Below are 19,677 nucleotides of genomic sequence, written 5' to 3' on the forward strand. Positions count from 1 at the left end.
GGCAGATGGGCTTCCTTTCTTAGTGCAGCGACGGCTTGGGTGCAGCAGGCTCAGCGGACTTCTTGGTCTCGGTGAACAGCAGCAGCGGCGCAACGCGCAGGTACTCCATCACCTCCATGTAGTCGCCTTCGCCGTCTTCGGACTCTTCCAGGGCGTCCTGCACCTGGGAGATGGCTGCCAGGTCCTGCAGCACTTCCTTGGCGTCGGTGCTCAGTTCCAGGCCACCGGCGTTCACACCGAAACCGTGGAGGAAGCCCTGGCACCATTGGCCCAGTGCAGCGGCGCGCTCGGTGAGCGGCGCGTCGTCGGTCGGCAGCAGCAGGACCACGGTGACGTCGTCACCGGTCAGCTCGCCCTTGACCATCTCTTGCAGGCCGATCAGCGCGTTGCGCACGTTGTCGGTCGGTTCGGTTTCCAGCAGCTCGGCCACGTCAGCCAGCCAGTTGTCGGCATCAAAGCCAACACCGGTGCAGCTGCGGCCCAGCAACACGCCGTGCAGTTCGGCAGGCGAGCATGGGTGGCCGCTGGTGCTCAGCAGTTTGGAAAAAGCGTCGTACGGGGAGTTCTGAATAGGCATGGTGAGCTAGGCGCCAGACGGCGCAATGTCTAGAATGGAGCGCTGTATCCTAGCACCGGCAGACGTACCAAGACTATCAAGGGCGTCAGATCGTTTATCCTGCAGTTGCCATTCATCAGACAAATCCAGTGGAACCCAATGGAAGACACCGACCTGCAAGCGCTGATGGCCAGACTCGAATTGCTAATTACTCGGGTCGAGCAACTTAAGAGTCAAAACGGACTCCTATTAGCTCAGGAAAAGACCTGGCGCGAGGAACGCGCTCACCTCATTGAAAAAAACGAAATCGCCCGGCGTAAGGTCGAATCGATGATTTCGCGCCTGAAGGCCCTGGAGCAAGACTCATGAGTTCAAGCAATAGTGTCACCGTGCAGATCCTCGATAAAGAATACTCGATCATCTGCCCCCAGGAAGAGCGCAGCAACCTGGTGAGCGCCGCCCGCTACCTGGATGGCAAGATGCGTGAAATCCGCAGCAGCGGCAAAGTCATCGGCGCCGACCGCATCGCCGTGATGGCCGCACTGAACATCACCCACGATTTGCTGCATAAGCAGGAACGCCCTGACGTGCAGGCCAGCGGCTCCACCCGTGAGCAGGTGCGTGACCTGCTGGAACGCGTGGATCTGGTGCTTTCCAGCGACTCAGACGCACCCAAGGGCTGATTGCCGCGACTGTTTGGGGTATACTCGCCCCACTCCCTGGCGTGTTTGCCAGTCGGCGATGTCCCTGAGCCGATTCGCACTACCCTGGAAGTTGCACGTTGGGCTGGTGTGCATGTCCGCTAGACGGAAAGCCTTAAAGCCTACTGCATCTTCCACCTTGAACTTTCGGGTTCAAGGGCTAAGTCGACAGCGGCTCTGTCGGGGAGCCTGAATTCCCAAACTCAATGCCAGTCCTCGGACTGGCATTGTTTTATGAGCCGAAACCATGACCGAACCTGCGCCGCTTTCCCGTCCGCAACTTCGACGCATGTTGCGCAATGCCCGCCGCACCCTCACGCCGAGCGAGCAGTGCAAGGCCGCCCACGGCCTGTATCGGCAACTGGCACAGCACCCGCTGTTTCGCCGCGCCAAACATATCTCTTTGTATTTACCGACGGACGGTGAAATCGATCCGCGCCTGCTGCTGCGCGCCGCCCAGCGCCGTGGCAAGGCCACCTACCTGCCGGTGCTCAGCGCCTGGCCACGGACCAAGATGGTGTTCCAACGGGTAAGACCTGGGGAAAAGCTGCTGCCCAATCGCTTTCGCATCCTGGAGCCACGCGTGAATATCAGCCGCCAACGCAAGGTCTGGGCGCTGGACCTGGTGCTGCTGCCGTTGGTGGGGTTCGATGATGCGGGGGGACGCCTGGGCATGGGCGGCGGGTTTTACGATCGCAGCCTGGCATATCTGGCGCGCCGCCAAAGCTGGCGCAAACCGACGCTGCTGGGCCTGGCCCATGAATGTCAGAAGGTCGAGCGTTTGGTGCAGGCGAGTTGGGATGTGCCGCTGGCTGGCACCGTCACCGATAAGCAGTGGTATATCGCAGGGACGCCACTGGAATCAGCGGCGCCTTGAAGCCGTGTTAACGCTTGAATTGCTGCTGCACGGGTGACAGTTCAACCGGCGCATCGGTCTTGTTCGACCACAAGCTTTGCGCATACCCGGTGGTCACGACGCCCAGACCAAACAAAATCACCAAAATCCATAGTAAATCCGGTTTACGTTGCATCGATTGCCCCCCTTCAGGCACCTCGTACACGATGACAACAACGTTCCAAAGTAGTCCGTTGCAGCTGCGTCAAGCTTAAAGGCCGGCATTTTGCGGTAACGTGAACCAACACGCAAACCTTGGCGCCAACCGACTGTCGGTTTGTCATCAAATTGCCTGACAACTTGCCCAATGCCTTTTTCAGGAGCCCCAAAATGGCCTATTGGCTGATGAAATCCGAGCCCGACGAACTCTCCATCAACGGTCTGGAAAAGCTCGGTGAAGCACGCTGGGACGGGGTGCGTAACTACCAGGCCCGCAACTTCCTGCGCGCCATGGCGGTGGGTGACGAATTTTTCTTTTATCACTCCAGTTGCCCGGAGCCGGGTATTGCCGGTATCGGCAAGATCGTCGAGGCGGCCTATCCGGACCCTACTGCATTGGAGCCACAAAGCCACTACTTCGACGCGAAGGCCACCCCGGAGAAAAACCCGTGGAGTGCGATCAACGTGGCCCACGTCCAGACCTTTCCCAAAGTGCTCGGCCTCGGTTACCTGAAGCAGCAAACCGCCCTTGCCGAACTGCCCCTGGTGCAAAAAGGCAGCCGGCTGTCGGTGATGGCCGTCACGCCCGAGCAATGGGCTGCAGTAATCAACTTGCTTTAACTGACCGGTATCAACGCCCCGCCGGGGCAAACCGCTCAAACTAGGACGCTAATGCCGCAGGAAGCCGCCATGTCGACGAATCACCACACCTCCCGTCTTTTCGCCGTCGCACTCATCGCTTTGTTGTTGGGTGCCGGTGGCTTTGGTTACTGGCGCTCCACCCAGGACCGCCTGCCGGAAGGCATTGGCATGGGCAATGGCCGCTTGGAGTCCACCGAAGTGCAGATCGCCGCCAAGATCCCCGGACGCCTGGCCGAAGTGCGGGTTGACGAAGGCGACAAGGTGCTCAAGGGCCAATTGCTTGCACGCATGGACACCCGCACCCTTGAAGCCCAGCGCGCCCAAGCCGAAGCCGAAGTACTGCGCGCCAAGGAAAACTTCGCCGCCGCCGAAGCCAATGTGCAACTGCGCCAGAGCGAGCAACTGCTGGCCAACCAGGAACTCAAGCGCACCCAGGAGCTGTACAAACGCGGATTCGCCAGCAGCCAACTGATCGACCAGCAGCAAGCGCGGCAAAACACCGGCAATGCGGCAGTGATTGCCGCCCAAGCGCAGGTCAACTCGGGAAAGGCCGCCATCGGAGCCGCCCAGGCCCAGGTGGCCCAACTTACCAGCGAAATCGACGACAGCAGCCTGCGCGCGCCCATCGACGGCATTATCCAATTGCGCCTGGCCGAGCCAGGTGAGGTGCTGGGCGCGGGTGGGCGGGTGCTGCTGTTGATTGATCCCAATGATCAATACATGAACCTCTACCTGCCCGCGTCCGTCACCGGTCGCCTGACCGTCGGCAGCGACGCGCGTATCCTGCTCGACGCCCTGCCCGGCCAGCCACTGCCGGCCAAGATCAGTTTTGTCGCCGCCAAATCCCAGTTCACCCCCAAGGAAGTGGAAACCCGCGACGAGCGCCAAAAACTGGTCTTCCGCGTCAAACTGCGCCTCACCCAGCCCAGCGCCGTGCCCCAAGCCAAACCGGGCATGCCCGGCGCAGGTTATGTGCGCACGGCTGACACTGACTGGCCGGCCAACCTGCAATGACCGCCCTGGCGCTGCAGGCCACGGGGATCAATCATCGCTACGGCAAGCAGCAGGCACTGGTCGACATCACGTTCAGCTTGCCGGCCGGTACGCGCTGCGGGTTGATCGGTCCGGATGGCGCGGGCAAGTCGAGCCTGCTGGGTTTGATCGCCGGGGTTAAAAAACTTCAGGATGGCCAGTTGCACGTGCTCGGCGGCGCCATCGAAGACCGCCGTCACCGCAACAGCCTGTACCCACGCATTGCCTTTATGCCCCAGGGTTTGGGCGGCAACCTGTACCCCGAGCTGTCTATCCGCGAAAACATCCGATTCTTCGCCACGTTGTTCGGCCTGTCGAAAGCCGATTGCGACCAGCGCATGCACAACCTGCTGCTGGCCACCGACCTCGCACGCTTCGCCGACCGTCCGGCCGGCAAGCTGTCTGGCGGTATGAAGCAGAAGCTTGGCCTGTGTTGCGCGCTGATCCACGACCCCGACCTGTTGATCCTCGACGAGCCCACCACTGGCGTCGATCCGTTGTCACGTCGACGCTTCTGGGAATTGGTCGACAGTGTACGCAGCGAGCGGCCACAACTGACGCTGCTGGTGGCCACGGCATACATGGAAGAAGCCGAGCAGTTCGAGCATTGCCTGATGCTTGATCGCGGCAAGTTGATCGCCGACGGCCTGAGCAGTGAATTGGCTGGCGCAACATCCAGCGGCAAATTGGACGAGGCGTTCACCCACTTCCAGGGTGACAGCGCCCACGACAACCAACCGCTGGTGATTCCGCCGCGCGAAAGCGACAACACCGACATCGCCATCGAAGCCCACGACCTGACCCTGCGCTTCGGCGATTTCACCGCGGTCAACAACGTCAGCTTCGCCATCGGCCGAGGTGAAATATTCGGGTTCCTCGGCTCCAACGGCTGCGGCAAGACCACCACCATGAAAGTCCTCACCGGGCTGATGCCAGCCACTGAGGGCAGTGCGACGCTGCTGGGCAACCCGGTCAATGCCAAGGACCTGGCCACCCGCAAGCGCGTGGGGTTCATGTCGCAAAGCTTCTCGCTGTATGGCGAGCTCAGCGTGCGCCAGAACTTGGTGCTGCATGCGCAATTGTTCGACTTGCCCACAGCTGATAGCGGTCCGCGCATTGACGAGCTGATCCAACGCTTCGATCTCATTGACGTCGCCGAGCAACCGTCCGGTGAACTGCCTCTCGGCCTGCGTCAGCGACTGTCATTGGCGGTGGCCGTATTGCATCGCCCGGAAGTGCTGATCCTCGATGAGCCCACCTCGGGCGTCGACCCGGCTGCGCGGGATGATTTCTGGCGACTGCTGATCGAGCTATCCCGCGAACAAGGCGTGACCATCTTCCTGTCCACCCACTTCATGAACGAAGCCCAGCGCTGCGATCGCATCTCCCTGATGCATGCGGGCAAGGTGCTGGCCTGCGATACACCGGATGCGCTGCGACGGCAATTTCACGGTGATACGCTGGAAGCCGCGTTCGTCACCTGCCTGGAACAGGCCCAGGGCGAAGCCGAGCCCGCTGCAGCCACCGCAACCGTCAGCGCGACCAGCGCACCGCCCGTGAGCAAGCGTGGATTCAGCCTGGCTCGCCTGTTGGCCGTGGCCAGCCGCGAAGGCAAGGAACTGCTGCGCGACAAAGTGCGCATGGCCTTCGCGCTGCTGGGAGCGATGTTCATGATGGTGATCTTCGGCTATGGCATTTCCCTGGACGTGGAAAACCTCGCGTTCGCCGTCTACGACCAGGACCAGACGCCGCAAAGCCGCGCCTACTTGGAAGCCTTTCGTAGCTCACGCTATTTCGCCGAGCAGTCGCCCATTCAGGATTCGACTGAGTTGCACCGACGCCTGCAACGTTCGGAAATCAAACTGGCCCTGGAGATTCCGCCCGGTTTTGGCCGCGACCTCTACGCCGGTCGCCAGCCCACAGTGGCCGCGTGGCTCGATGGCGGCATGCCGTTTCGCGCGGAAACCAGCCGCAACTACGTCGAGGCCGTACACCAGGGCAACCTTGCGCAACTGGCCGAACTGAGCAGCCTGCCCCGCAACGACCTGACCGCCGCCAGGCTGGAGACGCGCTTTCGCTATAACCAGGACGTGGTCAGCGTGAACGCCATCGGCCCCGGAGTGATGGCGCTGATCCTGGCGTTTATCCCGGCGATGCTCACCGCCCTCGGCATCGTGCGCGAGAAGGAGCTGGGCTCGATCACCAACTTCTACGCCACGCCGCTGACCCGCCTGGAGTTCCTGCTTGGCAAACAGGCGCCCTACCTCGCCGTCAGCCTGGTCAACCTGGCGGTATTGGTGGCGATGAACCGCTGGTTGTTCGGCGTACCGTTCAAGGGCAGCGGCCTGACACTGGCGTTCGGCGGGTTGCTGTACGTGCTGGCGACCACCAGCATGGGCCTGCTGATTTCGGCGTTCACCCGTACGCAGATCGCGGCGATCCTCGGCACGATGATCATCACCAGCCTGCCGACGATCCAGTTCTCCGGGCTGATCGTGCCACGCTCGTCACTGGAAGGAGCGGCGGCATTGATGGGCATGCTGTTTCCGGCCGGGCACTTTCTGGATATCGCCGTGGGCACGTTCACCAAGGCCCTGGACCTGCGCCAGTTGTGGCCGCAATGCCTGGCGCTGTTCGGGTTTTTCGTCGGGTTTACTGGGCTGAGCCTGATCATGCTCAAGAAGCAGGAGGCCTGATGCACACGTTCGCGCACATCCTGCGGCTGGGGGTCAAGGAGCTGACCAGCCTGCGACACGACAGCGTGTTGCTGCTGTTTTTGTTCTACGCCTTCACCGTCGCCATCTATATGCCCGCCGCCGGCTCGGTGATCGGCGTGCACAACGCCAGCGTGGCGTTTGTGGACGAAGACCACAGCTCACTCTCACGCCAAATGGCCGAGGCGTTGCAGCCGCCCGAGTTCCAAGCGCCTGTGCCGTTACCCTATGACCAGTTGGACAAGGTCATGGACAGCGGCGAATACACCTTCGTGATCAATGTGCCAGCGAACTTCCAGGCCGACCTGTTGGCAGGGCGCCAGCCGGGCGTGCAGGTGAATGTGGATGCCACGGCGATGAGCCAGGCGTTCATGGGCGCGGGCTACATTGGGCGGATATTTCAACGCGAACTGCTGACCAGCAGCGGACAAGCCGATGCCGCCGGCCAGGCGCCCGCGTTGCTGACCACCCGCGCCCTGTTCAACACCAACTTGGAAGGTGGCTGGTTCCTGGCGGTGATCCAGATCGTCAACAACATCACCATCCTGGCTATCGTGCTGACCGGCACGGCGCTGCTGCGCGAACGCGAGCACGGCACCCTCGACCATCTGCTGGTACTGCCACTGACGGCGCTGGAAATCATGCTGGCGAAAATCTGGAGCAACATGCTCGTGGTGGTGCTATGCACCTGGCTGTCGCTGGAAGTGGTGGTCAAAGGCCTGCTCGGCGTACCGCTGGCCGGGTCGCTGAGCTTGTTTCTGTTCGTGACGGCGCTGTACCTGTTTGCCAGCACCGCGCTGGGCATCTTCCTCGCCACCCTCGCCCGCTCGACGCCGCAGTTCGGCTTGCTGGCAATCCCGGTGATCATCCCGATGCTGCTGCTCTCAGGCGGCAGCACGCCGCTGGACAGCATGCCCGAGTGGCTGCAGTGGATAATGCAGGGCTCGCCGTCGACGCATTTTGTGAGTCTGAGCGCGGCGATTCTGTTTCGGGATGCGGGAGTAAGCGTAGTGTGGCCGGACTTGCTGGCGCTGGCGGGGATTGGGTTGGTGTTTTTTGCGGTGGCGTTGGCGCGGTTTCGTAAAAGCCTCGCCTCCTGAGAATGATGCCCTCGCCACAAGAGCACCGTTCTGCCCGTCACATAAGTGGGGTTACTGGATGATCAAGTTGTTGAACAACAGGTCTTCCACCACCGGCTTGCCCGTCTCGTCGTTCATCACTTGCTGGGTTTGCTTCAACGCTTCCTGGCGCAGCTTTTCCTTGCCTTCAACGGTGCTCATGGCCTCGTTGGTCTGCTGGGTGAACAGTGCCACCAGCTGGTTGCGGATCAATGGATCGTTGGCTTTGACCAGTGCTGCCGCCTCGGTGCCGGTCACGCGCAGGGCGATGTCGGCCTTGAACACCTTGAGCTTCGCCGTGCCATCCAGGCCATAGTTACCCACGAACGGCGGGCTCAGGCTGATATAGCTGACTTTCGGCGCCTCGCCTTCTTTGGCCTCTTCGGCCTGGGCTGCCATCGGCAAGGTCAGGGCCAGCATCAATAGGATCCACGCTTTCACAGTTCATTCCTCACATTCGGTTGCCGGGTAGCATAACGCTAGCAAGGCAGAGCACAAGCTTATGGCGACTTATCAGGCCCGGGCATGCTCGTTGACCCAGGGGCATACCCTCCTACACTTATCGGCCACGACGCCAAAAGGAATAGTCCGATGAAAGCTGTGCTGTGCAAAGCCTTCGGCCCCGCCGAAACCCTGGTGCTGGAAGAGATCGCCAGCCCGGCGATCAAGAAGAACGAAATCCTGCTGGACGTGCATGCCGCCGGGGTCAACTTCCCGGACACCCTGATTATCGAGGGCAAGTACCAGTTCAAGCCGCCCTTCCCGTTCTCGCCGGGTGGCGAAGCGGCGGGCGTGGTCAGTGAAGTGGGCGAAAAAGTCAGCCACCTCAAAGTCGGTGACCGGGTCATGGCGCTGACCGGCTGGGGCAGCTTTGCCGAACAGGTCGCGGTGCCGGGCTATAACGTGCTGCCGATCCCGCCGAGCATGGACTTCAACACGGCCGCCGCGTTCAGCATGACCTACGGCACGTCCATGCACGCGCTGAAACAACGGGCCAACCTGCAACCCGGCGAAACCCTGTTGGTCCTGGGCGCCTCCGGAGGCGTGGGCCTGGCCGCCGTGGAAATCGGCAAGGCCATGGGCGCACGGGTGATCGCTGCCGCCAGCAGCGCCGACAAACTGGCGGTGGCGAAGGCCGCCGGCGCCGATGAGCTGATCAACTACAGCGAAACCAGCCTGAAAGACGAGATCAAGCGCCTGACCGACGGCAACGGTGCCGATGTGATCTACGACCCGGTGGGGGGCGACCTGTTTGACCAAGCCGTCCGTGCCATCGCCTGGAACGGCCGCTTGCTGGTGGTGGGGTTTGCCAGCGGGCGCATCCCGGAGCTGCCGGTGAACCTGGCGCTGCTCAAGGGTGCGGCGGTGGTGGGGGTGTTCTGGGGTTCATTTGCCCAGCGGCAGCCGCAGGACAATGCGGCGAATTTCCAGCAATTGTTCGGCTGGTACGCCGAGGGCAAGTTGAAGCCGTTGGTGTCGCAGGTGTATCCGCTGGAACAAGCCGCCCAGGCGATCAATGACCTGGGGCAGCGCAGGGCGGTGGGCAAGGTCGTCGTCCAAACGCGCTGAGCGATGTGAAATGCGCTCACAGGTGGAAGGGGGCTTGCTCCCGATTGCAGGGTGTCAGTCACTGAATCTGTCGACTGAGCCACCGCTATCGGGCGCAAACCCCCTCCCACATTTGGGTCTCCATCATCCTGAAGAACTCAACCACGACCCGCACTTATCTATTAGCGACATGTTCATAAGAGAACATGCAATTGCGCTCATTTCCTGTGTTTGCCACTAAGAGGCGATGCTATTTTCGGTAACGAAACTGTAACATTCGCATCCGCAGTCAAAACAAGAAATCTGGAGCCCTTGAATGTTTGCTTTCTTTCGTCCTGCCGCACATCAGGCGCCCCTGCCTGAAGAAAAAATAGACAGTACCTACCGACGCCTGCGCTGGCAGATCTTCGCCGGTATTTTCTTCGGTTACGCCGGGTACTACCTGCTGCGCAAAAACTTCTCCCTCGCCATGCCGTACCTGATCGACGAGGGTTACACCCGTGGCGAACTGGGCCTGGCGATGTCCGCCATCGCGATTGCCTACGGCCTGTCCAAATTCCTCATGGGCCTGGTGTCCGACCGCTCCAACCCGCGCTATTTCCTGCCCTTCGGCCTGCTGGTTTCAGCAGGGGTGATGTTCATTTTCGGTTTCGCACCTTGGGCGACGTCCAGCGTGACCATGATGTTCATTTTGTTGTTCATCAATGGCTGGGCCCAGGGCATGGGCTGGCCACCGAGCGGACGCACCATGGTGCACTGGTGGTCGCAGAAAGAACGCGGTGGCGTGGTGTCGGTGTGGAACGTGGCGCATAACGTCGGCGGCGGCCTGATCGGCCCGCTGTTCCTGCTGGGCATGGCCTGGTTCAACGACTGGCATGCGGCGTTCTATGTACCGGCGACAGTGGCCTTGGCAGTGGCGGCGTTTGCCTTCATCACCATGCGCGACACGCCGCAGTCGGTCGGCCTGCCGCCGATTGAGAAATACAAGAACGATTACCCGGAAGGCTACGACGCCAGCCACGAAGACGAATTCAGCGCCAAGGAAATTTTCGTCAAGTACGTGCTGCGCAATAAAATGCTGTGGTACATCGCCTTCGCCAACGTCTTCGTCTACCTGCTGCGCTACGGCGTACTGGATTGGGCACCGACCTACCTCAAGGAAGCCAAGCACTTCACGGTCGATAAATCATCCTGGGCGTACTTCTTCTACGAATGGGCGGGTATCCCAGGCACGCTGCTGTGCGGCTGGATGTCGGACAAGATCTTCCGTGGCAACCGTGGCCTGACCGGTATCGTGTTCATGGCGCTGGTGACCGTGGCGACCCTGGTGTACTGGCTCAACCCGCCGGGCAACCCGATGGTCGACATGATCGCGCTGGTGTCCATCGGCTTCCTGATCTACGGCCCGGTGATGCTGATCGGCCTGCAAGCGCTGGAACTGGCACCGAAGAAAGCCGCCGGCACCGCGGCAGGTTTCACCGGTCTGTTCGGTTACCTGGGCGGTTCGGTGGCGGCGAGCGCGGCCATGGGCTATACCGTGGACCATTTCGGCTGGGACGGTGGTTTTGTGCTGCTGATCGGCGCGTGCGTATTGGCGATCGCCTTCCTGATCCCCACGCTGTGGCACACCAACAGCGTCAGCTCGGCGCGTTAATCGCCTGAGCAATCCTTTGCACAACGCTTGAGCCGCGCCTCCAGGTTTTTATCTGGCATGGCGTGGCTACGCAGGGCGTTGACGGTCTGCTCGACATAATCGCGAGTGGTGCCGTAACGCCCGCAAGCGCTTTGCAACACATGGTTCAGCACGATGTCGGGCAGGTTGCCGGCGTAGCTGGGCAGGTGTCGCTCCAATACAAACCCGAGCGCCTGCACGGTACTGCCATCCTCAAGACGGCAACTGAGCCAGTGCGGCCGATAGGAGGGGTAAGGCATCTCGCGCTGCCACAGGGCATACAGCGAGGCCTCCAACTGATCTTCCGGCAAGCGGTAAGCGAACCCACTGCAAGAGCCTCCACGGTCCAGACCAAACACCAGCCCCGGCAACTCCGGCGTGCCCCGATGCTCGTGAGACCACAGGTACAGGCCCCGGTGATAACCGTGAACCCGCGCCCGCACGCGCTCGGTCGACGAGCATTCAGGCCGCCAGATCAGCGAACCATACGCAAACAGCCAGACCGGCCCACCCTTATGCCGAGCCATGGTGGCTTGCATCGAGCTCATCAATTGTTCGTGAGTGAGTTGCGGCCCAAGATCGAGTCGCGGAGGGTAAGCCAATTGCAAAAGATCGGTTTCAATGGCGGTCATGGCAAATCGCTTAGGTCTCCTGTGCTCTTACCAGTTATAGGCAACTTTACCGTAATAGAACGCGCCGCTGTAACCGTACGGCGAAAAAGTGCTATAGGCCAAATTGCCACCACTGCTGGCAAAGGCGTTGACCTTCTCCGGGTACTTATCAGTGACGTTGTCGCCGCCCAGGGTGAAGGTCCAGTTCTTCAGCTTGTAGTCTGCCGACAGGTCCAGCACCCAGGCCGCCTTGAAGGTCTGGTCATTGACCTTGTCTGCCTGGTAGCTGGTGAATTCACCATAGCGCACCAGGTTGCTGTGCAGCGCCCAACGGCCGAACGTGAAGTCGTTACCCAGGCTCAGCTTGTGTTGTGGCGTGGTATCGCCGAGCAAACCGATACGCTCGCGACGGTCCACGCGCAACAGGTTCACACCCAGGCTGTCGAGAATCGCCGGGTTGGCTTTTACGTCAGTGACTTTGGTGTGGTTGTAGTTATAGCCCACGGTGCTGTTCCAGCGGATACCGTTATCGAATTGGTAGCGATAGTTGGCCACGAGGTCGACACCGTCGGTGCTGGTGTCAGTCGCGTTAGTGAAGTAGCGGGCGCTGGTGTAGTTGATGTTGCCCACGCCATTGGCTTGCAGGTAGGCAATCGCCGCCGGGTTGAGGTTCAGGTTTGACGACAGGCTGATGCGGTCGCGGATGTCGATACGGTACACATCGAGCGTCACGGTCAGGTCATCGGCAGGCTCCAGCACCAGGCCGAGGCTGTAGTTGCGCGACTTTTCAGCCTTGAGGTCTTCGGCGCCGAGCAAGCGAGCCACCTGGCTGTTGGCCGGGAAGGTGCCCGCTTCCTGGACGGTACTGCCGATCAGTTGCGATGAGGTGTAGGCAAAGTTCTGCTGGGCCAGGGACGGCGCGCGGAAACCATTGGAAATACTGCCGCGCAAGGCCACCTGCGGGGTGAAGTCGTAGCGGGCCGACAGCGAGCCACTGACGTTGGAACCGAAGTCGCTGTAGTCCTCATGGCGCACGGCGGCGGAGGCGCTGAGTTTTTCGGTGAAATTGGTTTCCAGGTCCAGGTACTGCGCCCAGTTATGCCGTGTGCTCGTACCGGCGTCGGCGTCGCGGAAACCGCCCAGGCCGGAGCTGCCGGTCTGGAAGTAGGACGCCGGCTCACCCGCTTCGATCTCGTAACCCTGGTGCAGGTATTCGCCACCAAAGGCCACGGAGACCGGGTAAGGCAGGAAGCCCACGTCGAACTCACGCGACAGGTCCAGGCTGATCTGCTTCTGATCGTTGCTCAGGGTGCCGTTGTTGAACTTGCGCGGCGTGGCCAGGCCCAGGGACGTGTTGATGGTTTCGGTGCCCAGCTCGTACTGGTTCTTGCCGTAGTTGGCCGACAGGTCGTAATGCCAGTCGTAGGCCAACAGCCCGCGCAGGCCCACCACCAGCGAGGTGTCTTCCAGGTTGCCCTTGATCAGCGGCAGGTAGCCGTTGGGGTTGAGTGCCGCGATGTTGTTGGAGGCGTTGCTCGCCCGGTAAAACGCTGCCGTCTCCCCGCGCCGTTTGCTGTAGCCACCGAAGCTGTAGAACTCGGCGGCATCGTTGAAGGCATATTCCGAGTTGAACTGGAATTTGCCTTCATCGGTGGCCGGCTCGCCCTGGCGGAACACGCGCTGGCCGTAGGTGGTGGAACCGATGCTGGCTGGGCGGTAATCATTGCCGGCGCGGTTGGTGTAATCGTTATCGGCGCCTTCGGCCGACAGGTTGATAAAGCCGTTGTCGCCCAGCGCCAGGCCGGTATTGCCGCTGACATTACGCTGGATACCGTCGCCCTTCTTGTACTCGCCGAACTTGGTGGAGATCGAGCCGCCCTGGTCGGCGTGCTTGAGGATCACGTTGATCACCCCGGCAATCGCATCGGAGCCATAGCGGGCGGACGCGCCGTCGCGCAGCACTTCGATATGGTCCACCGCCGACAGCGGGATCGCGTTCAAGTCCGCCGGTGCAGAGCCACGGCCCACCGCCCCACCCAGGTTGACGAAGGCGCTGGTGTGGCGACGTTTGCCATTGACCAGCACCAGCACCTGATCCGGCGACAGGCCGCGCAATTGCGCAGGACGCACCAGTTCGGCGCCGTCCACCAGGCTTGGGCGTGGGAAATTGATCGACGGAATCAGCCGCGCCAACACCGCGCCCAACTCATCGGAACCTGTGCTGCGCAAGGTATCTCCGGAAATCACATCGATCGGTGACAGCGAAGCACTGGCCGTACGCTCCTGGGCGCGGGTACCGGTGACGATCACAGTGTCGAGCTTGGGTGTATCGGTGGCGGACGTTTCGGCCGCAAAGACGGGATTGAAACCCACAGCGGTCAGCAAATTGGCCGACAAAATCGCCGTGTACAGCGCGTGTTGCTTGTAGCTCCCCATACCGCTCCCCTTGAATCAAAAACCAGAACGTCGTGCTCTGAGTTCGTACGATCGGTCCGGCTGGCGGGCGGTGGCGGTCAGTGATTGGTTGTTGTGAGTGTTCGGTAGTCCGTTGATATATAGCCTAATGATATTTATGAAACAAATTAAATACCTTTAAAGAATAAGCGAATGCATAAGCGAATCCGCCCATTCATCAGGATTGAGCGCGCCAATCTCGCTACTTTCAGCCCCGGTTCAGCCTGGGAACGTGCCAAACCCTCAAAATAACGCACACATCACGACCCACCTAGCCGCCCAATAATCGACTACCGAGGTCGCACCCATGAAGAAATTCCGAATGCCTGGCCTATTGCTGCTGGCCCAGGCCACCACCGCACTGGCGGGCGAAACATCCGCTACCGAGGACGACAAAGGCTTCTGGTATGCACAGACCAGCGTCTACACGCGGCACTTCGCGCCCGACCCGGACCACAACAACAACCAGGATCTGATCGGCCTGGAGCGCAACGAAGCATCCGGTTTTGTGTACGGCGGGGCGACGTTCCGCAACTCGTTCCGCCAACGCTCGTACTACGCCTATGCGGGCAAGCGCTATGACATGGCCGACTATCCGGTGTATTTGAAGCTGACAGGCGGGGCGATCCAAGGTTATCGCGGCAAGTACCGCGACAAGATCCCGTTGAATCGTTTCGGCGTGGCGCCGGTGATCATTCCGTCCGTGGGCACGCATTACGGGCCGGTGGCGGCGGAGTTAGTGTTGCTGGGGTTCAATGCGGCGATGGTGACGACGGGATTGCGATTCTAAGCAGGCACCGTCCAGCGTGGGAGCGGGCTTACTGGGGCGAGGGAGCTTGCTGTGGCGAGGGAGCTTGCTCCCGTTCGACAGCGCAGCTGGAGCCGGCTCTTTGGGCGGCGCTTCGCCCCCCAGCGCAAGCCAGCGTGCTCGCCACAGCAAGCCCGCACAATTTGATCGGCATGCAACCGTGATGTTTTGCCCGGCTCAGGGCCGTGGCGCGTAGGCAAACACATCGGCACGCATCTGGTGCGCATCCATACCGGCCTCGACCAGGGCATCCAGGGTGCCGTAGATCATCGCCGGTGAACCGCTGGCGTAGACGTGCACCGACTTGAGGTCGGTGATGTCTTCGCACACCGCTTCGTGCAGCAACCCGCAGCGCCCTTCCCAGCCGCACAAGTCACTGACGACTTTGTGCAGGAACAGGTTGGGCAGTTGCAGCCACTGGTCCCAGTGTTCTATCTGGTAGAAATCTTCCGGGCGACGCACGCCCCAGTACAGGTGCACCGGGTGCTTGAAGCCGGACGCGCGACAATGTTCGATCAGGCTATGCATCTGCGCCATGCCGGTGCCGGCGGCGATCAACACCAGCGGCCCATCCGGCAACTCGGCCAAATGGGTGTCGCCGAACGGCAGCTCCACACGGGCCATCTGATTGCGCTGCAGTTGCTCCAGCAAGCTACGCGCGCTGTCCTCGCGGGCCAGCACATGCAGCTCCAGCTCGCGCCCGGCATGGGGCGCCGACGCCAGGGAAAACGCCGACTTCTCGCCATTCTCCCGCTCGATCATCAAGTATTGCCCGGCGTGGTAACGCACCGCCTTGCCGGCTGGCGCCCGCAGGCGCACACGCCACACGTCGCCACCGACCTCTACACATTCACTCAATTGGCACGACAACTTGCGCAACGGCAACTCTCCCGGCGCCAGCACGCCATCCCACAACACAATGCAGTCTTCCAGCGGCTCAGCGATGCAGGTGTAGAACTCGCCGTGGTCACGCACCTCACCGGCTTGCTGCACGCGGCCTTCCACCAACAGCGCCGCGCACACATGGCACACGCCGTTGCGGCAGGCCTGGGGGCATTCGTAGCCCAGGCGGCGCGCACCTTCGAGGATTCGCTCGCCAGGGACCAGCTCCAGCACAGCGCCGGAAGGTTGCAGGGTTACACGCATCAATCTATTCCCAATTCTTTCCAGATCGCATCAACACGCGCGGTGACGGCTTCATCCTTGACGATCACTCTGCCCCACTCGCGGGTGGTTTCACCCGGCCATTTGTGGGTAGCGTCCAGGCCCATCTTCGACCCCAGGCCAGACACGGGCGACGCGAAGTCGAGGTAGTCGATCGGCGTGTTGTCGATCATCACCGTGTCGCGCTTGGGGTCCATGCGCGTGGTGATGGCCCAGATCACGTCGTTCCAGTCGCGGGCATTGATGTCGTCGTCGGTGACAATAACGAACTTGGTGTACATGAACTGTCGCAAAAACGACCACACACCGAGCATTACCCGCTTGGCATGACCGGGGTACGACTTCTTCATGGTCACGATGGCCATACGGTACGAGCAGCCTTCCGGCGGCAGGTAGAAGTCGGTGATCTCCGGGAATTGCTTCTGCAGGATCGGCACGAACACTTCGTTGAGCGCCACGCCGAGAATGGCCGGCTCATCCGGCGGACGGCCGGTGTAGGTGCTGTGGTAGATCGGTTTGATCCGATGGGTGATGCGCTCGACGGTGAACACCGGGAAGCTGTCGACTTCGTTGTAGTAGCCGGTGTGGTCGCCGTAAGGGCCTTCATCCGCCATTTCGCCGGGATGAATCACGCCTTCGAGGATGATTTCAGCAGTCGCCGGCACTTGCAGGTCGTTGCCGCGGCACTTCACCAGCTCGGTACGGTTGCCGCGCAACAGGCCAGCGAAAGCGTATTCGGACAGGCTGTCAGGCACCGGGGTCACGGCCCCGAGGATGGTGGCCGGGTCGGCACCCAGGGCCACGGAGACCGGGAACGGTTTACCAGGGTGTTTTTCGCACCACTCGCGGAAGTCCAAGGCACCGCCACGGTGGCTCAGCCAGCGCATGATCACCTTATTGCGGCCGATCACTTGCTGGCGGTAGATACCGAGGTTCTGGCGATCCTTGTTCGGGCCTTTGGTGACGGTCAGGCCCCAGGTGATCAGCGGGCCGACGTCGCCGGGCCAGCAGGTCTGTACCGGCAGCATGGCGAGGTCGACATCATCGCCTTCGATGACCACTTCCTGGCACACCGCGTCCTTGACCACCTTGGGGGCCATGGCAATGATCTTGCGGAAGATCGGCAGCTTCGACCAGGCATCCTTCAGCCCCTTGGGTGGCTCGGGCTCCTTGAGGAAGGCCAGCAACTTGCCGATCTCGCGAAGCTCGCTGACCGACTCGGCGCCCATGCCAAAAGCCACGCGCTCGGGGGTACCGAAGAGGTTGCCCAGCACCGGAATATCAAAGCCGGTCGGGTTCTCGAACAGCAGCGCCGGGCCCTTGTTGCGCAGGGTACGGTCGCAAATCTCAGTCATTTCCAGCACCGGGGAAATCGGCATCTGGATACGTTTCAACTCTCCGCGCTGCTCAAGTTGCTGCACGAAATCCCGAAGATCCTTGAATTTCATTAACCATGCCACCCGTAAAATAGGCGTACATCCTACCTGCTCTGAAGGCAGCTGGCAGCTTAATTGGCCGTCAGCCGCCGTGATTGCAAGGAACTGAACAGCGGTTCCAGGAAGGCCTCGATGTGCCGCGCGCCCACGTCAGAGAGGTGGTTGTCGTCGGTGTACAACGCGCGACCATTGAGCTCGACCCGGCACAGGCCATCGGCGCCACACAGCAGGGGCGCGGGGTCCAACACGGTCACGCCGCTGTCGGCCGCCGCCAGTTCGTCAAACAACTGAGTGATAAAGGCCTGGCGCTTCATATGTTCCTCCACGGGCAGCCCTTCCTTGTCCACCGGACGGTGCATCATGGCCAGGCGACTGAGGCGGTACGGCACAATGATTTCCTGCAACGGCACCTCCTTGACCAGCCACACCCGATGCCCGGCGGCGCGCAGCCCTTTAATGCGCTCGCGCAGGCCCTGGGCGAAGCGCTCTTCAGCCACGGCGCGTACGTAGTTGCCGGTGGCAGGGTCTTTGAGCGCATGCTCTTTGTCCCCTGACATTTGCCCATAGAGGTACAGGCTCCAGCGCGCCACCAGCACTACATCGCTGAACGGCTGTTCGGCCATGGCTTTCTCGACCCGCTGGTTGAAATGCGCGCAACGGGCAATATTCTCCAGGCCATCCAACGGCATGCAGCCAGCGAAGCTCGCCTGCACCAGGCTGATATCGTGACGTTTGGCGCCGTCCTCGAGTGCCGGAATCAATGCGGTGGCATGGCTGTCACCCCAGACCAGCGCGGACACTGAGCTGTTTTTGGGACCGAAGTGGCAAAACAGGCGTTCATCCGGCGTGTTTTTGTCGGCCATGCACGCCATCAACGCCGGGCTCCATGTTTTCGCCTGGGCATAACGCAGCGCCTGTTCGGACAGGCGCCAGGGCACCCCTTTGGCTTCACGCAACGCCAAACCGGTAAAACCAAGGCACAGGATCCCGGCGAGACCCGCCGCCAGGATCGCCTTGCGGCCCGCCAGCAAGCGCTTTTCGCGAAACGGTGCCTCCACGAATCGCCAGGACAGATAGCCCAGCACCAGGCTCACCAGCATCAGGCCCGCCAACTCAAACGGGCTCAAACCGTCCACCGCCGCATAGTTGGCGTACACGAACACCGGCCAGTGCCACAGGTACCAGGAATATGAAATGAGCCCCACGCCCACCATCACCCGAGAGCTCAACAAGCGCCCGACCCAGGTGTGTTGCTGCCCGTTGGCCCAGATCAACCCGACCACGCCCAGCACCGGCAGCAACGCGGCAGCACCAGGAAACGGCGTGTGTCGATCGAAACCGAACACGGCAATCAGGATCAACGCCAGGGAGACCAGGCTGATCCCTTGGGCCAGGGCGGGCGGGGCGCGCCAGTCACGCAGGGGCATCACCGCCAGCATCGCCCCGGCGAGTAACTCCCAGGCACGCAGGTGCAGCAGATAGAACGCTTTTTGCGGCTGATGCGTGACCGCCCAGACGCTCATGCCGAATGACACCAGCAACACACCCAGCAACGCCAGCCGCCAGTGTTTCAAACGGCTTGAAAGCAGGGTCAGCAACAGCGGAAAGACAATGTAGAACTGCTCTTCCACTGCCAACGACCAGGTATGCAGTAACGGCTTGATGTCGGAGGCCGCATCAAAATAACCGTGCTGGCGTGCAAACAGCAGGTTGGAGCTGAAGGTCGCCTGATAGTGCGCCGAGCGCCCCAACGCTTCGTAGTCCTTGGGCGCCAGCAGGAACCAACCCACCACCAGCGTCGCCGCCATCATCACAAACAGCGCCGGCAGAATACGCCGGGCACGGCGCGCCCAGAACTCCACGAAACTGAAACGCCCGGCCTGACGTTCGCGCCAGATGATCGAGGTGATCAGAAAACCGGAAATCACGAAAAACACATCGACGCCGACAAAACCGCCAGTGACGCCTGGAACGCCAAAATGGAACAGCACGACTGCCAGGACAGCAATAGCACGCAGGCCGTCGATGTCTCTTCGATAAGCAAGAACGGTCATAAACAATGGTCAGCCAGATACGAATGGGGATGAGCGTAGCCGCACTCACCTATTTTTGTTTCTTAACTGACACTTGAGGCACTCAAACCTCCCCTTTTCGACACAAAAAAAAT

General features: G+C 61.2%; 18 protein-coding genes and 1 other RNA gene. 11 read left to right on the forward strand and 8 right to left on the reverse strand.

Annotated elements, in window-relative coordinates:
* Positions 1-19: 19 nt before the first annotated feature.
* Entirely contained in the window at positions 20-577 is a 558-nt protein-coding gene (locus BM403_RS09715; RefSeq protein WP_015886444.1) for a YecA/YgfB family protein, read from the reverse strand.
* 138 nt (positions 578-715) lie between these two features.
* Here BM403_RS09715 and BM403_RS09720 point away from each other — a divergent pair, with 138 nt between their 5' ends.
* From BM403_RS09720 to BM403_RS09735, 4 genes are all read left to right on the forward strand, one after another.
* Entirely contained in the window at positions 716-925 is a 210-nt protein-coding gene (locus BM403_RS09720) for a TIGR02449 family protein (protein ID WP_007982902.1), read from the forward strand.
* Positions 922-1,239: a cell division protein ZapA gene (locus BM403_RS09725; RefSeq protein ID WP_010207385.1), complete on the forward strand. Its 318-nt coding sequence runs from the start codon at positions 922-924 to the stop codon at positions 1,237-1,239. Before BM403_RS09720 ends, BM403_RS09725 begins: the two co-directional genes overlap by 4 nt.
* A 30-nt stretch (positions 1,240-1,269) precedes the next feature.
* A non-coding RNA gene (gene ssrS / locus BM403_RS09730) (6S RNA) lies at positions 1,270-1,448 on the forward strand.
* Positions 1,449-1,504: 56 nt separating this feature from the next.
* Positions 1,505-2,134, forward strand: coding sequence for a 5-formyltetrahydrofolate cyclo-ligase (locus BM403_RS09735; RefSeq protein ID WP_093542601.1), 630 nt, complete (start codon positions 1,505-1,507; stop codon positions 2,132-2,134).
* 7 nt (positions 2,135-2,141) lie between these two features.
* Here BM403_RS09735 and BM403_RS31865 read toward each other — a convergent pair whose 3' ends face one another.
* A complete protein-coding gene (locus BM403_RS31865) occupies positions 2,142-2,288 on the reverse strand; it encodes a hypothetical protein (RefSeq protein ID WP_015886446.1) in 147 nt (48 codons plus the stop codon).
* A gap of 194 nt (positions 2,289-2,482) precedes the next feature.
* On the opposite strand from BM403_RS31865, the gene BM403_RS09745 reads away from it, so the two are divergent.
* The 4 genes from BM403_RS09745 (at position 2,483) to BM403_RS09760 (ending at position 7,799) form a co-directional block, all read left to right on the forward strand.
* The gene (locus BM403_RS09745) at positions 2,483-2,932 is read left to right on the forward strand and encodes an EVE domain-containing protein (protein ID WP_015886447.1); all 450 of its coding nucleotides are present in this window, start codon (positions 2,483-2,485) and stop codon (positions 2,930-2,932) included.
* 69 nt (positions 2,933-3,001) lie between these two features.
* Positions 3,002-3,967 carry an HlyD family secretion protein gene (locus BM403_RS09750; protein WP_046035028.1) on the forward strand — a complete coding sequence of 322 codons (966 nt, stop codon included), beginning with the start codon at positions 3,002-3,004 and terminating at the stop codon, positions 3,965-3,967.
* Positions 3,964-6,681 carry a ribosome-associated ATPase/putative transporter RbbA gene (gene rbbA / locus BM403_RS09755; RefSeq protein ID WP_093542603.1) on the forward strand — a complete coding sequence of 906 codons (2,718 nt, stop codon included), beginning with the start codon at positions 3,964-3,966 and terminating at the stop codon, positions 6,679-6,681. The genes BM403_RS09750 and rbbA overlap by 4 nt, the downstream gene beginning before the upstream one ends.
* Positions 6,681-7,799, forward strand: a complete 1,119-nt coding sequence (locus tag BM403_RS09760) for an ABC transporter permease (RefSeq protein ID WP_093542605.1) — start codon at positions 6,681-6,683, stop codon at positions 7,797-7,799. The genes rbbA and BM403_RS09760 overlap by 1 nt, the downstream gene beginning before the upstream one ends.
* A 51-nt stretch (positions 7,800-7,850) precedes the next feature.
* Here the strand turns inward: BM403_RS09760 and BM403_RS09765 are convergent, their stop codons facing one another.
* Positions 7,851-8,258, reverse strand: a complete 408-nt coding sequence (locus tag BM403_RS09765; protein ID WP_015886451.1) for a flagellar basal body-associated protein FliL — start codon at positions 8,256-8,258, stop codon at positions 7,851-7,853.
* A 150-nt stretch (positions 8,259-8,408) separates the two neighbouring features.
* On the opposite strand from BM403_RS09765, the gene BM403_RS09770 reads away from it, so the two are divergent.
* Positions 8,409-9,386: an NADPH:quinone oxidoreductase family protein gene (locus tag BM403_RS09770; protein ID WP_093542607.1), complete on the forward strand. Its 978-nt coding sequence runs from the start codon at positions 8,409-8,411 to the stop codon at positions 9,384-9,386.
* A gap of 295 nt (positions 9,387-9,681) precedes the next feature.
* On the forward strand, positions 9,682-11,019 hold the full coding sequence (gene glpT / locus BM403_RS09775; protein ID WP_015886453.1) for a glycerol-3-phosphate transporter: 1,338 nt from the start codon (positions 9,682-9,684) through the stop codon (positions 11,017-11,019).
* On the opposite strand, the gene BM403_RS09780 is transcribed toward glpT, so the two are convergent.
* Positions 11,016-11,669, reverse strand: coding sequence for a gamma-glutamylcyclotransferase (locus BM403_RS09780; RefSeq protein WP_015886454.1), 654 nt, complete (start codon positions 11,667-11,669; stop codon positions 11,016-11,018). The genes glpT and BM403_RS09780 overlap by 4 nt on opposite strands.
* Positions 11,670-11,696: 27 nt before the next feature.
* The gene (locus tag BM403_RS09785) at positions 11,697-14,084 is read right to left on the reverse strand and encodes a TonB-dependent receptor plug domain-containing protein (protein WP_093542609.1); all 2,388 of its coding nucleotides are present in this window, start codon (positions 14,082-14,084) and stop codon (positions 11,697-11,699) included.
* Between the two features lie 325 nt (positions 14,085-14,409).
* Between BM403_RS09785 and BM403_RS09790 the strand changes: the two genes are divergently transcribed.
* Positions 14,410-14,892 (forward strand): sn-glycerol-3-phosphate transporter, encoded by a 483-nt coding sequence (locus BM403_RS09790; protein ID WP_093542611.1) that lies wholly within the window; start codon positions 14,410-14,412, stop codon positions 14,890-14,892.
* A gap of 195 nt (positions 14,893-15,087) precedes the next feature.
* On the opposite strand, the gene BM403_RS09795 is transcribed toward BM403_RS09790, so the two are convergent.
* Genes BM403_RS09795 through BM403_RS09805 form a run of 3 tightly spaced genes read right to left on the reverse strand, consistent with a single transcriptional unit; the run spans position 15,088 to position 19,564 of the window.
* On the reverse strand, positions 15,088-16,056 hold the full coding sequence (locus BM403_RS09795; RefSeq protein ID WP_015886457.1) for a CDP-6-deoxy-delta-3,4-glucoseen reductase: 969 nt from the start codon (positions 16,054-16,056) through the stop codon (positions 15,088-15,090).
* A complete protein-coding gene (ubiD, locus tag BM403_RS09800; RefSeq protein ID WP_003176824.1) occupies positions 16,056-17,522 on the reverse strand; it encodes a 4-hydroxy-3-polyprenylbenzoate decarboxylase in 1,467 nt (488 codons plus the stop codon). Before ubiD ends, BM403_RS09795 begins: the two co-directional genes overlap by 1 nt.
* Before the next feature lie 59 nt (positions 17,523-17,581).
* Positions 17,582-19,564: an acyltransferase family protein gene (locus BM403_RS09805; RefSeq protein WP_093542614.1), complete on the reverse strand. Its 1,983-nt coding sequence runs from the start codon at positions 19,562-19,564 to the stop codon at positions 17,582-17,584.
* Positions 19,565-19,677: the final 113 nt, after the last annotated feature.

Source organism: Pseudomonas sp. OV546, assembly GCF_900116845.1.
Taxonomy (GTDB): domain Bacteria; phylum Pseudomonadota; class Gammaproteobacteria; order Pseudomonadales; family Pseudomonadaceae; genus Aquipseudomonas; species Aquipseudomonas petroselini.